This window comes from Nesterenkonia flava (assembly GCF_031432335.1).
GTDB classification, from domain to species: Bacteria; Actinomycetota; Actinomycetes; order Actinomycetales; family Micrococcaceae; genus Nesterenkonia; species Nesterenkonia flava.
Map to the genome: position 1 here is coordinate 76,718 of NZ_JAVKGT010000009.1, position 12,257 is coordinate 88,974.

Below are 12,257 nucleotides of genomic sequence, written 5' to 3' on the forward strand. Positions count from 1 at the left end.
TCTTACCCGGCGAGTTCCGCGCCCGATGGCGCCGGATCGGAGTGGTCGGGTCAGGAGACCGCGGAGCGCACGATCTCGGCGACGCGGCGCTCGGTAGCCTCATCCAGGTCCTCGAAGTACCACGCGGCAGGCATGAGGAGACCGTCGTGGTCTCCAGCGGGCTTCAACGGAGCCTTCTCGCTGATACCCAGAGTCATGAGCTCATCCTTGCGAAAGAACACCAGGACGGGGCTGCTAGCGGATTTCGCGTAGCCGGGCATGCCGTACCAGATGCGGGGCTTCAGCTCGGGTGCGGCGGCGGTGATGACCTCGTGCATGCGGCGCATAATGCCCCGCACGGATTCGTCCATAGTCTCGATCTTGTCGAGCACCTGCTGGAGGTTCTTCTCGTCTTTGGTGCTGGGGTTGGTGGCCATGGTGGTGTCCTTTCCTGGTGCCTGTATCAGCACCAGCTCGTGAAGTGAGTGCGCAGCAAGGCGCAGCACCCCATCCGGACATGTCCTGTGAGATCAGGTCTCTCCGCGATGATTCAGGTGGTCGTTCACCTGGAAGCGCAGGCTGTGGCTTGTTGCTTGCCACAGGTGTGAGATTAGCATCTGGCGCGCGGCGCCCCCAGATCTTTTGTGAGTCTGAAGGGCTCGTTCACCGCACTATGGCACATTCACCTCACTGCGGCACAGGGGTGCGCTGGGCGGCGTCGTCCTGCTCCAGCGGGCGGAACTGGTCGTCGATCACTTCGCGCAGTTGCTCAGCGGTACTGACCACGGCGACGGCGCCTTCCTCCTCCAGCTCGCCCTCAGGCGCATAGCCCCAGCTGACGCCGATGCAGGGAAGACCCTGGCGGGCTGCACCCTCGACGTCAAATTTTCGGTCACCGACCATCACCACGTAGACGTGCTGCTCGGCGTCCAGCCGAAGCCGTTCAAGGGCGGAGGCAATGATCGGCCCCTTGCTGGTGTGGGGTACCGTCTCATCCGGATCGGAGCCAGAGACGACGGCGAAGTAATCCAGCAGCCCTTGAATCTGAAGCAGGCGGGTTGCCTGGGGTTCTGGCTTGGACGTCGCGACTGCCAGGTGTACGCCCGCCGCTCGCAGGGACTTGAGCAGTTCTTCGATCCCTGGGTAGACACGGCTGGCAGCCATGCCTTCGCGAATGTAGCCGTCTCGATACCGCTCGATGAGTTTGGGGACCAGCTCCTCGGTGACCCCGGGGAGGGCACGCAGGCTGGCAGCTAGAGGCGGTCCGATGAAGCTCTTCAGGGTCTCTTCATCCGGGACCCCGATGCCGTGGTCCCGGAGTGCCGCTGAGATCCCGCCCGTAATAGCTCCGGCCGGATCCACTAGTGTGCCGTCCAGGTCGAAGACGGCGATGCGCGTAGTCATGCCGTCCATCTTTCCACGCACCGAACCATCCGCGGCCCGCCTCAGGCCAGAGCCGGGACACTGCCTAGGCGCGCCCGCGCCGAGATCGAGGCACGATTCCTCTGCCGATGGTGAGCGGCTCAGCGCCCGCGGAGGCACCGCGCCGCTCTCACCGCTGCGAAGACTCCGGCGCCGGCGAGCACCCACGGACCGCCGACGATGAGCGGATCCAACCACTGGTGGTTGACGTCGGCACGTCTCTTACCCACGCGCGCCGAGAGTCCATGGTGAGAGAACTCGCTGAGCACCCCGGTCTCCGTGATGGGATTGTCCGGTCGCCGCGTGAACATCGATGCGAGGTGGCCCTCACAGGCATCGACTCTGTCTGCGGCCAGCAGCATGATCCAGCGAGCGGCCCGGCCCTCGCCGTAGCGATAGGCGTAGCGGCGTATCCCGCCAGAGAGGCCCTTCAGCGGCTGAGCGGTACCGAAGACCGGCGTGAGGAACTTGTGCTCGATGGACCGCTCACGGCGCCTGTGCTCGGGCTGACGGTCCGGGAACTCCCAATGGGCTCCGGTGGCCCCTGGGTCAAAGCGCTCCCGCGGAACGGAGGGCCGGTCCATGGGGTCGAGGTCGACTCCCCATCCGGGGATCCGCCGGCGCATGTCTTCTCGGGAGGTGATGGGCTGCGGTTTCTTTGCTGTGTAGGGCATGAGCTTTCCTGTCCTCAGTGATCGCCAACGAGGATGAGCGGTTTGATGCAGTCATCAAGTTTTGCGGAGAAGATGTGGTACGCGTCTGAGATGTGCTCCAAGGGAATGCGGTGGGTGACGATGTCGCTGGGTTTCAGGTACCCGGCTTTGATGTGTTCAAACAGTCTGGGCCACTGGCGTTTCATGGGGCACTGATTCATCCGCAGCGTCAGTCCTTTGTTCAGCGCGTCGCCGAACTTCACGGCGCTGAACATGGGGCCGTAGGCGCCCATGACGGAGATCGTTCCGCCTTTCCTGACGGAGTCGATCGCCCAGTTGAGCGCGACGGGTGATCCGCCCTGGAGCTTCAGTTTGGCGGAGGTGACGTGCTGGGTGAAGTTGCCGTCGGCTTCTGCACCAGCGGCGTCAATGGCCACGTCTGCTCCGAAGTGGTCGGTGATCTTCTTCAGGTGCACCACGATGTCGTCGTATTCGACAAAGTTGTACGTCTCCGCGTGGGCGAAGGTGCGGGCTTTCTCGAGGCGGTATTCGAGGTGGTCGATGACGATCACGCGCCCAGCACCCATGAACCAGGCGGACTTTGCGGCGAACAGCCCCACTGGGCCGGCACCGAAGACGACAACGGTGTCCCCCTCTGAGATGTCCCCCAGCTGGGCTCCAAAGTACCCGGTGGCGGTGGCGTCGGTGAGCAGCACCGCGTCCTCGTCGTCCATCCAGTCAGGGATGATGGTGGGGCCGACGTCGGCGAACGGCACCCGAACGTACTCGGCCTGGCCGCCGTCATATCCGCCCGCGGTGTGCGAGTACCCGTAGAGGCTGCCCATCGCCGTCGCGTTGGCGTTGACGTTGTGGCAGTTGGAGTAGAGCCCGCGCGTGCAGTAGTAGCAGGAGCCGCAGTAGATGTTTGCAGGCACCATGACTCGGTCTCCACGCTTGAGGTTTTGAACGGAGGAGCCGACTTCCTCCACCACCCCGATGAACTCGTGACCGAAGGTGGTTCCCACACGGGTGTCGGGAATCATGCCGTGGTAGAGGTGCAGGTCTGAGCCGCACACCGCGGCCATGGTGACTCGAACGATCGCGTCGTTGGGATGTTCGATGGGCGGCACGTCCTTCTCTTCCACCCGGATCTTGTAGGGGCCTCGATACGTCATTGCTCGCATAGTCTTCGCCTCGTATCACTCGTCCTCAGTGTCAGCCAGAGTCACACGCACGTGGGGCAGGGTCAAGGCTTGAGGGCCTACCTTCACGCACATCGGGAATGGCGTCCCTGCATGTCAGAGCCTGGTCTGGGCTGCGACCGGGTCAAAGTGCTGAGAGCAAGGGGACTGTGAGGCAATGCTCTCCGAGGCCCTCGGTGGTGCCAAGGCCCTGGCACCGGCTACCTGTGTCGATATCCCGAAGTTGAGGTAGGAGTTGACCGCCCTCCTCGCTGAATTAAGGTGAATGGCAGATCCAAAGGAGTGGATGTGACTGCCCCATTACCTGCCACGAGAGCGGATGTTCGTGGAATCTGGTCGTTGCGACGCCAGCGGGAGGACTGGCTGATTGCCCGGGGAATCGACCAGTGGCGACCGGGCGAAGTCCCGGTCTCGGTCATTCGCGAGCAAGTAGACCGTGGCGAGTGGTACGTGCTGCGGGAGGAAGAGCACCACGTGATCGCAGGGTTGCGACTCCTGTGGCAGGACCCGGATTTTTGGGGACCTGACGACGGAACCGCTATCTACGTCCACGGACTGATGCTGGATCTCGCTCTGGCTGGTGAGGGCTTAGGTGCTCAGCTCCTGGGGTGGGCAGCAGCTCAGGGTGCGCTACAGGGTAAGACGAGGCTCCGACTCGACAGTGCCGCTACCAACCCCAGGTTGGCCACATACTACGAAGATTCGGGCTTTTCCCGGCAGGGCCAGCGCCAAGTAGGTGACTTCTTCGAGGTCATCCTCTGGGAGCGACCAATTGCGACAACAGGCTAACTGTACGCCTTGTGATCCTGAGGGCGGTGTATATCCGAAGCAGCACAGTATCGCTTAGGCTATGTGCCCTCCGCCGATCACACGTTGAACGTGAACTCGACTACGTTCCGTGACCGAATACCCTTAGGCATCCAGGTTCTTGAAATATCGCGCCACAGGCCATCGGACGAATTCATCAGATTCATAGAGTTCACGGGCAGGCGTGTGCCCAGCATCTCCCCCGGTCTCGACCATGACCATCCGCATTCCAGCGCGCTGCGCACGACCGTACGACTGCTCCATTAGCAATGCTCCGATGCCTCGGCGCTGATGATCCGGGTCGACGGCCAGGACGTAGATCTCCGCCATGCGATCATCGGGATGCAGGCGAGTGCAAACCCACCCGGCCACCTCGTCGTCGACGAGCGCCACGTCGATGTTCGCGGGCTCGTCACGCAAGACTGCGGCCAGATCGGCCCGCTGCCTTGCCTCCCACCCGTCCGGATAGAACGCCTCATACACGAATCCGGGGACGTCTCGCTTCATCGACTGGAACACCGGCGCCCAGGCGCGGATCGACAGATCCAACAGTGCGTCTTGGTACGCCGCGTCATACGCGACGATCAACGGTTGATGCCCCATCCTTTATCCCTGCCGTAGCGACGTTCCGCGGCCCGTGCCTCCTGCCCAGCTCTGCCTAGGCTACTTGAGCCCACTGGAGGTTAGTCCGCTACACGTTGAACTTGAACTCAACCACGTCGCCGTCCTGCATGACGTAGTCTTTGCCCTCCAGGCGGACCTTGCCGGCGGCCTTGGCATCGTTCATGGATCCCGCGGCGACCAGGTCGTCGAAGCTGACGATCTCTGCCTTGATGAAGCCGCGCTGGAAATCCGTGTGAATCACACCGGCCGCTTCAGGCGCCGTCGCGCCCTGCGGGATGGTCCAGGCGCGAGTCTCCTTGGGCCCAGCCGTCAGGTAGGTCTGCAGCCCGAGGGTGTTGAAGCCAACGCGTGCCAGCTGATCCAGACCGGATTCCTCCTGGCCGTTGAGCTCCAGCATCTCCCGGGCCTCTTCCTCCGAGAGGTCCACCAGGTCAGACTCCAGCTTGGCGTCCAGGAACACCGACTCCGCCGGTGCCACCAGGTCGGCGAGCTCTTTCTGCTTCTCCGGGGAGTTCAGCACGCCCTCATCCGCGTTGAACACATAGATGAACGGCTTGGCGGTCAGCAGGCTGATCTGTGCCAGCTGTTCCATGTCCAGCGAGGAGGACTTGGAGAAGATCGTCTCGCCCTCCTCCAGCACAGCAAGGGCTTCGCGGTAGGCATCAAGCGTGGCCTTATCCGCCTTCTTGCCGGAGACCTGCTTCTCCAGCTTCGGGATCGCGTTCTCCAGCGTCTGCATATCCGCCAGGATCAGCTCGGTGTTGATGGTCTCCATGTCGGAGGTCGGATCCACCTTGCCGTCCACGTGGATGACGTTCTCATCCTCGAATACGCGCACCACCTGGGCAATGGCGTGGGCCTCACGAATATTGGCCAGGAACTGGTTGCCCAGGCCCTCACCCTCGGAGGCGCCCTTCACGATGCCGGCAATGTCCACGAAAGACACTGTGGCCGGGAGGATCTTCTCCGAACCGAAGATCTCGGCGAGCTTTTCGAGACGCTCATCCGGAAGGTTCACCACGCCCACATTGGGCTCGATGGTCGCGAACGGGTAGTTCGCCGCCAGGATCGTCTGCCGGGTCAGAGCGTTGAAGAGGGTCGACTTGCCCACATTGGGGAGTCCCACGATTCCGATAGTCAGTGCCACGGTCCCCTAACCTACCGCGCCCCGGCACCTCCGGGCGACTTCAGCGCCCGCCCTCCCCTGCTGTTGGACCACAGCACTCCGGCAATCACCAGCACTCCCCCGGCAAGTTCCAGCCAGGTAGGCACCTGATTGAGTACCGCCCACGCCGCGAGCACACCGAAGATCGGCACCAGCATCGAGAATGGCGCCACCGCCCCGGCCGGGTGCCGGCGCATCAGCCACACCCAGATCACCGAGCCCACCAGGGTTCCCATCACCACGATGTAGACCAGCCCCAACCACCCAGGAAGCGCTTCAACGCTGAGGGAGGCGACCAGGGCGTCCCCGATGCGCTCCGGGCCCTCCACCATCAACGACAGCGCCAGCATGGGCAGCGGAGGCACTACAGTCATCCACATCACCAGCGCCACCGGCTTATCCGTCTGCGCCTGGCGAGTGGCCAGGTTGCCCAGCGCCCAGCCGAAGGCACCCAGCACCACAAGGAAGAACGGCATCCAGCCATCGGCGCTGCCCCGGGAAATTCCCACAACCCCCAATCCGACGACGGCGAGCGCGACTCCCGCGACCCGCCGCCCGGTGAGCTGCTCCCGCAGCAGCAGCGCACCCATCAGGACTGTGAAGGGTGCCGATGCCTGCAGCACCAGCGACGCCAGACCGGCGGGAAAACCGGCCGCCATGCCGAGGAAGAGGCCGAAGAACTGCAGCGTGCCGAACCCCAGCCCGTAGCCGATCAGGTACCTCACCTTGACCCCGGGCCAGGGCACAAACAGCAGCGCGGGAACGGCGAGCACCACGAACCGCAGTGCCACCAAGAACAGCGGCGGAAAGTGCTCCAGCGAGAAGTGGATGGCAATGAAATTCAGCCCCCACAGCACCGCGACGACGACGGCGAGGAGCATATGACGGACTGGCACCTCCTTATCTTGGTACCTGCGTCAGGAAAACGGAAGCCTCGCAAGGGGCAGCGGTTCTACCCGCGTTAAATCCATCCGTTCTGGGACGCAATCCTGGCGGCGTCGTGCCTGTTCTGCGCTTGAGTCTTGCCGATCGCAGAGGAGAGGTGATTGCGCACGGTCCCCGCTGAGAGGTGCAGAGCCGCAGCAATGGACTTCACCGCTGCCCCGCCGGCGGCCTCACGCAGCACCTGCTGCTCTCGTTCGGTCAGCGGATTCACAGCACCGGCCAACGAGTCAGCCGCTAGGCCGGGGTCCACCACACGCTGGCCTGCGGCTACCTTCCGCACCATCTGTGCCAGCTGCTCGGCGGGAGTGTCTTTGACGACGAATCCGTAGGCGCCTGAGTTCATCGCCCGTCGCAGGTACCCGGGACGGCCGAACGTGGTGACGATCAGGCACCGGGTGCCCAGCCGCTCTGCGGTGATCTGTCCCACCGCCTCGATACCGTCGGCCACCGCGGCACTGCCGGGCATCTCAATATCCACGAGGGCGACGTCGGGGCGATGGCTGCGGACCTGTTCCATCAGCTGGTCCGCAGTGCCGGCTTCTGCGACGACCTCGATGTCCGCCTCCAGTGCCAGAAGCGCTTTGAGCCCACCGCGCACCAGATCCTGGTCGTCGGCGAGCAGCAGCCGGATGACTCGGCTCATCGCTGGATCACCTCCACTGCTGTGCCTGGGCGTTCGGCGCTGGTGCCCTCCATCTCAGGATAGGCCCGCCCGATGAGGAGACGCCCCTGACTCTCCTCTGCGCGGCGGCGCAGACCGGTGAGGCCGTTGCCTTCAGCCTGTTGGCCCAGGCCCACGCCGTCATCGGCCACGCGAAGGCGCTTGCCGTCCACCTCGATGCGGCAGCTGCTAGCCCCGGAGTGGCGCACCACGTTGGTCACCGCTTCCCGCAGTGCCCAAGCCAGCAGGGACCCGGCGGAGGTATCTAGCCCCTCCCCCTGGTGAATCTCGGCACGCACTCCGGCGGCCTCCAGTGCGGTGCGCGCTACCTCGAGCTCGCCAGGAAGTTGAGGCGCCTTCAGCCGGGTCACGGTAGAACGGACCTGGTCCAGAGACTCCCGGGCCAGGGATTCGATGTCTTCCAGCTCCGTGCGGCTGCGCCCCGGGTCAGTTTCCATCAGTCGGCGTGCCACCTGAGCTTTGATGAGCAGCACGGTCAGCGAGTGCCCCAGCACGTCGTGCACGTCCCGGGCAATGCTGTCGCGCTCCCGGGCGGCGCGCAGCTGAACCTCAGCCCGGCGGGTCCGGGTGTCAAAGTGCTCCATCAGCCGCATTGCGGTGACGAAGAGGACACCGATGCCTGGCCCCAGAAGGGCCCAGATCTCGCTCTCACTGATCAGGTACGTCCCCAGCGTGGGCAGCGCCCAGACCAAGACGCACAGGACCGCTCCGGTACGCAGCGGAAGGCTGAAGATCAGCAGCGCCCCCACATAGGGTGTGAAGGTCAGTGCCCATGGGCCCACCGCGGGGACTGTCATCCCGGCAAGGCCCAGCAGGAGCAGTACCAACACCACCAGCCGAAGCGGCGAGGGCCCACGGTCATAGTCGAATTCTGTGATGGCCCCTCCCAGGTAAACCACCACGAACACAGCGGTCGCACCCAGGGCGATTCCTGGCCACGGCTGGTCAGCGCTGCTGTGCCACGCCGCGATCACGGGTCCGGTCAGGAAGATCAGCCAGACGCTGGCATAGAAGATCCCGGCGACGTCGTCGGGTCTCCACCGGGAGCCGTCCCGCTCGGGCTGAATGCTGGTCATCACACCATCCTTCCACTGTGCGTGTGCGCTGCTGGCCCTCAGCGGCGGGCGGTGCGCCTGCGTTGCAGGACCAGGCAGGCCAGGGCGAAGATCGCCGACCAGACGGCGATGCTCACCAGCACAAACCACAGCGGGTCAGAATCCGGGGTTCCTGACTGGGTGAGCACCAGACCCTCCGCGAGGGGCCAGCGCGCCAGCGCCACCGGCCCGTACATGGGCGTGAATCGTCCGATCTCCAGCAGTATCCCGTCCATGAGGCTGAATGCATTTCCAAAGAAGGCGAAGACCACCACGATTCCCGAAGCGGCCCCCACCGCGGCGTCCGAGCGGAAGAGCAGGCCTACGGCTAGTCCGTAGAGAGCGAAGGGCAAAGCTGCCACCACACTGAGCACCGCAGCCAGCAGCCACCGGCCCAGGGGCATCTCCACGGTGGTAAAGGCCCCGATCGTGTAGATCACCACCACCGGAAGCACTGCCATGGCAAGAGCCACCAGTGACTTGGCCACCACGAACATCCCGTGGGGCATCGCGGTCAGGGACAGCTGGCGCCCCCAGCCCTGCTGAATCTCGACCGCCGCGGAGCCTGCCAGGCTCGTGGTGGCGGTGACCGCACCGTAGGCGGCCATGCCGATCATGATCCAGGCACCGACGTTGCCGTGCCCCACCGAGAGGCCGCTGACGTCCATGCTGACGCCGAAGAACAGGAAGAGCAGCGCGGGCAGGAAGGCGATGAAGAAGGTGTTGCCGAAGTTGCGGAAGTTCCGCCAAAAGTCCATGAGGACGTAGTAGCTCAGGTTCATGACGGGTCCTTACGAGTTCTGGGCGGCGGTCAGCTGCATGAAGGCTTCTTCCAGGCTGGCGGGGCGGATGCTCAGCCCGTGGGCCTGGGTTCGGGTGAGCAGGTGGCGGGCCAAGGCGTCGGCGTCGTCAGTCCGGAAGGTCACGTGCCCGCCCTGAATCTCGTAGGACTGCACCGCCGGGAGCTGTTCCAGCTCCTGCTCCGACGGTGTCCACGAGACCCGCAGATGCGCCGCACCGGCCTTCTTCTGTACCTCCGCGGTGGGCCCGTCGGCGATCACCCGACCGGCGTGCATGAGCACGGTGCGCCGGGCGAACTGCTCGGCCTCCTCCAGGTAGTGGGTGGCAAACAGCACCGTGGTCCCCGAGGCAGCCGTCTCGGCCATGCGGTCCCAGAACTCGTGGCGCGCCGCCGGGTCCATCCCGGCGGTGGGCTCATCCAGGATGATGACCTCCGGCTCGGGCAGCAGAGCCAGGGCGAACTTCACGCGCTGCTGCTGCCCTCCGGAACATTTCCCCACAGCCCGTCCAGCGATCTCATGGAGCCCGGCGATCTCCATGACCTGGTCCACCGGCGCATGGCGTCGGTGGAGGGAGGCGATGATGGAGACGGTCTCCTTCACCGTGAGGTCCGGCAGCAGTCCGCCGGTCTGCAGCAGGGCCCCCAGGCGGCCGGCCTGGACGGCCTCCTGGGCCGTGCTGCCCGCCACCGTGATCTGACCCGACGACGGCGAGTTCAATCCCAGCACCATGTCCAGCAGGGTCGTCTTGCCTGCGCCGTTGGGTCCCAGGATGGCCGTGACCTCGCCGCGTCTGAACTGGAGGCTGACACGGTCGACGGCAGCGAAGCGGCCCCCCGCTCCCCCGGCCCGAGCCGAACGGTAGGTCCGGGTGACATCACGGACAGTGATGATGCTCTCATTCATAAGTCCCAGCTTCGCCTGCCGGCGGCGTCTGCACTCAGCACACCTGTCATCTTCTGACCGTGACATTTGTCAGTCCCGGGAGCGCGCTTGCATCCCCATCACAACGGGGCACAAGGCGGCCCGCAACCCTTGCCATCAGCCTGCCGATGTCAGCACCATAGCCAGAAACGCACCAGTCTCACCGCGACGCCGTAATACAACCCGGGCCAACTTCACTAGTGAACTAACGTAGACGGGTTCGTACACAACCCACCTGGTCTGACGGCTCACCGGCGCGCGCTGCGCAGGATGCTGCCCCGTCACGCTGAATTGGCTTTTACGCAAGGAAGGTTCACCCCTATGGCTGCTGCGCCTGCAGTTTCCAGGGTCAATTGGCCGGTGTTCATCGTCTCCGCGGTGATCATCGTGGCCGTGACCCTCTGGGTCGCGCTCGACCCCAACGCTTTCACCACCCTCGAGACCGCCTTCGGATGGATCGGTCAGTATCTGGGCTGGTACTTCATCCTCACCGCGGCGATCGTCGTGGTCTTCGTCCTGATCATCGCCTTCTCCCGGGTCGGCCGGACCAAACTGGGGCCCGACCACTCCACACCGAAGTTCAACCTGTTCACCTGGACGGCTATGCTCTTCGCCGCCGGTATCGGCGTGGACCTGATGTTCTTCTCCGTGGTCGGCCCGGCCACCAACCTGCGCGTGGGACCCGGGCTGGACGAAGCCGGCATGGCCGCCGCCGAGCAGGCTGCCCTGTGGACCATGTTCCACTACGGCATCCCGGGCTGGGCCATGTATGCGCTGATGGGCATGGCCTTCGGCCTCTTCGCCTACCGCTACCACCTGCCGCTGTCCATCCGCAGCGCGCTCTACCCGATCATCGGCAAGCGCGCTCAGGGACGCACCGGCGACGCCGTGGAGATCGGAGCCGTCATCGGCACGATCTTCGGCATCGCCACCAGCCTGGGAATCGGAGTGGTGTTCCTCAGCTTCGGCCTCGGCTGGGTCTTCGGCATCGAAGCGGGGGCCGGAGTACAGGTCGCCCTCATTGTGCTGGCCGCCGTCGTCGTGACGTTCTCTACCTACTCGGGCATCGAACGGGGCATCCGCCGCCTGGCCGAGCTGAACGTGCTGGTGGCCATCGGGCTGATGCTCTACGTGCTGATCTCCGGTGAGACCGTGCACCTGCTCAATGCCCTAGTGAAGAACATCGGTGACTTCATCGCCCTGTTCCCGGGCATGCTCACCGAGACCTTCGCCTATGACTCCTCCCCCGAGTGGCTCGATGAGGGCTGGGTCGAATGGTGGACCATCTTCTTCTGGGCCTGGTGGATGGCCTGGGCCCCCTTCGTGGGGCTGTTCCTGGCCCGTATCTCCCGCGGGCGCACCCTCCGGCAGTTCGTGGTGGGTGTCCTCGTGGTGCCCTTCGCCTTCATCGCCCTGTGGATCTCGATCTTCGGCAACGCCACGGTCTCCCGCATCCTCGATGGAGACGCCGCCTTCGCCGCCGAGGCCGAGGATTTCTCCGGGGCCGGCTACTACAGCCTCATGGCCGAGTTCCCCGGAGCCACCTTCATCATCGGAGTCTCTGTGCTGGTGGGCCTGCTCTTCTACGTCACCAGCGCGGACTCCGGCTCCCTGGTGCTGGCCAACTTCACCTCGAAGGCCAGCGACACCAACTCCGATGGTCCCGCGTGGCTGCGCGTGGTCTGGAGCGTCATCATCGGCGCGCTGACCTTGGCGATGCTGCTGGTGGACACGGAGGAGGGCGCCGGAATTTACAGTCTGCAGATGGCCACGGTCATCATCGGACTGCCGCTGTCCGTCATTCTCTACCTGCTCATGGCAGGAGTGTGGCGAGCGCTGCGCATGGAGCGCTACAGTGCAGAGGCCGGAGAAGCCACCCTGCCCTCGGCCCTGTCGGAGCGCATTGATGCTCCTATAGTTGTCAATTTGGGATTTCGCCGGTGTGGGGGTCTGTCTTGAC

Annotated in this window: 13 protein-coding genes; 2 read left to right on the forward strand and 11 right to left on the reverse strand. The window is 64.6% G+C overall.

Annotated elements, in window-relative coordinates; translation table 11 throughout:
- Window positions 1-50: 50 nt before the first annotated feature.
- The 4 genes from RH857_RS05100 to RH857_RS05115 all read right to left on the reverse strand — a co-directional run bounded on the left by RH857_RS05100 (window position 51) and on the right by RH857_RS05115 (window position 3,238).
- Window positions 51-416 carry a DUF1801 domain-containing protein gene (locus RH857_RS05100; RefSeq protein WP_310536889.1) on the reverse strand — a complete coding sequence of 122 codons (366 nt, stop codon included), beginning with the start codon at window positions 414-416 and terminating at the stop codon, window positions 51-53.
- Window positions 417-666: 250 nt separating this feature from the next.
- A complete protein-coding gene (locus tag RH857_RS05105) occupies window positions 667-1,383 on the reverse strand; it encodes an HAD hydrolase-like protein (RefSeq protein ID WP_310536890.1) in 717 nt (238 codons plus the stop codon).
- A gap of 119 nt (window positions 1,384-1,502) precedes the next feature.
- Window positions 1,503-2,075, reverse strand: coding sequence for a hypothetical protein (locus RH857_RS05110; RefSeq protein ID WP_310536891.1), 573 nt, complete (start codon window positions 2,073-2,075; stop codon window positions 1,503-1,505).
- Window positions 2,076-2,089: 14 nt separating this feature from the next.
- Window positions 2,090-3,238 (reverse strand): zinc-dependent alcohol dehydrogenase, encoded by a 1,149-nt coding sequence (locus tag RH857_RS05115; RefSeq protein ID WP_310536892.1) that lies wholly within the window; start codon window positions 3,236-3,238, stop codon window positions 2,090-2,092.
- A 306-nt stretch (window positions 3,239-3,544) separates the two neighbouring features.
- Between RH857_RS05115 and RH857_RS05120 the strand changes: the two genes are divergently transcribed.
- On the forward strand, window positions 3,545-4,045 hold the full coding sequence (locus tag RH857_RS05120) for a GNAT family N-acetyltransferase (protein WP_310536893.1): 501 nt from the start codon (window positions 3,545-3,547) through the stop codon (window positions 4,043-4,045).
- A gap of 123 nt (window positions 4,046-4,168) precedes the next feature.
- Here RH857_RS05120 and RH857_RS05125 read toward each other — a convergent pair whose 3' ends face one another.
- The 7 genes from RH857_RS05125 to RH857_RS05155 form a co-directional block, all read right to left on the reverse strand.
- Window positions 4,169-4,666, reverse strand: a complete 498-nt coding sequence (locus RH857_RS05125) for a GNAT family N-acetyltransferase (protein WP_310536894.1) — start codon at window positions 4,664-4,666, stop codon at window positions 4,169-4,171.
- Between the two features lie 88 nt (window positions 4,667-4,754).
- Complete coding sequence (ychF, locus tag RH857_RS05130; protein ID WP_310536895.1) at window positions 4,755-5,834, reverse strand: redox-regulated ATPase YchF; 1,080 nt, start codon at window positions 5,832-5,834, stop codon at window positions 4,755-4,757.
- Between the two features lie 11 nt (window positions 5,835-5,845).
- Complete coding sequence (locus RH857_RS05135) at window positions 5,846-6,748, reverse strand: EamA family transporter (protein ID WP_310536896.1); 903 nt, start codon at window positions 6,746-6,748, stop codon at window positions 5,846-5,848.
- Window positions 6,749-6,813: 65 nt separating this feature from the next.
- Complete coding sequence (locus RH857_RS05140; RefSeq protein WP_310536897.1) at window positions 6,814-7,440, reverse strand: response regulator transcription factor; 627 nt, start codon at window positions 7,438-7,440, stop codon at window positions 6,814-6,816.
- On the reverse strand, window positions 7,437-8,555 hold the full coding sequence (locus RH857_RS05145; protein ID WP_310536898.1) for a sensor histidine kinase: 1,119 nt from the start codon (window positions 8,553-8,555) through the stop codon (window positions 7,437-7,439). The genes RH857_RS05140 and RH857_RS05145 overlap by 4 nt, the downstream gene beginning before the upstream one ends.
- Window positions 8,556-8,593: 38 nt before the next feature.
- A complete protein-coding gene (locus RH857_RS05150) occupies window positions 8,594-9,355 on the reverse strand; it encodes an ABC transporter permease (protein WP_310536899.1) in 762 nt (253 codons plus the stop codon).
- 9 nt (window positions 9,356-9,364) lie between these two features.
- Window positions 9,365-10,279 (reverse strand): ABC transporter ATP-binding protein, encoded by a 915-nt coding sequence (locus RH857_RS05155; protein ID WP_310536900.1) that lies wholly within the window; start codon window positions 10,277-10,279, stop codon window positions 9,365-9,367.
- Window positions 10,280-10,618: 339 nt separating this feature from the next.
- Between RH857_RS05155 and RH857_RS05160 the strand changes: the two genes are divergently transcribed.
- Entirely contained in the window at window positions 10,619-12,256 is a 1,638-nt protein-coding gene (locus RH857_RS05160; RefSeq protein WP_310536901.1) for a BCCT family transporter, read from the forward strand.
- Window position 12,257 lies beyond the last annotated feature (1 nt).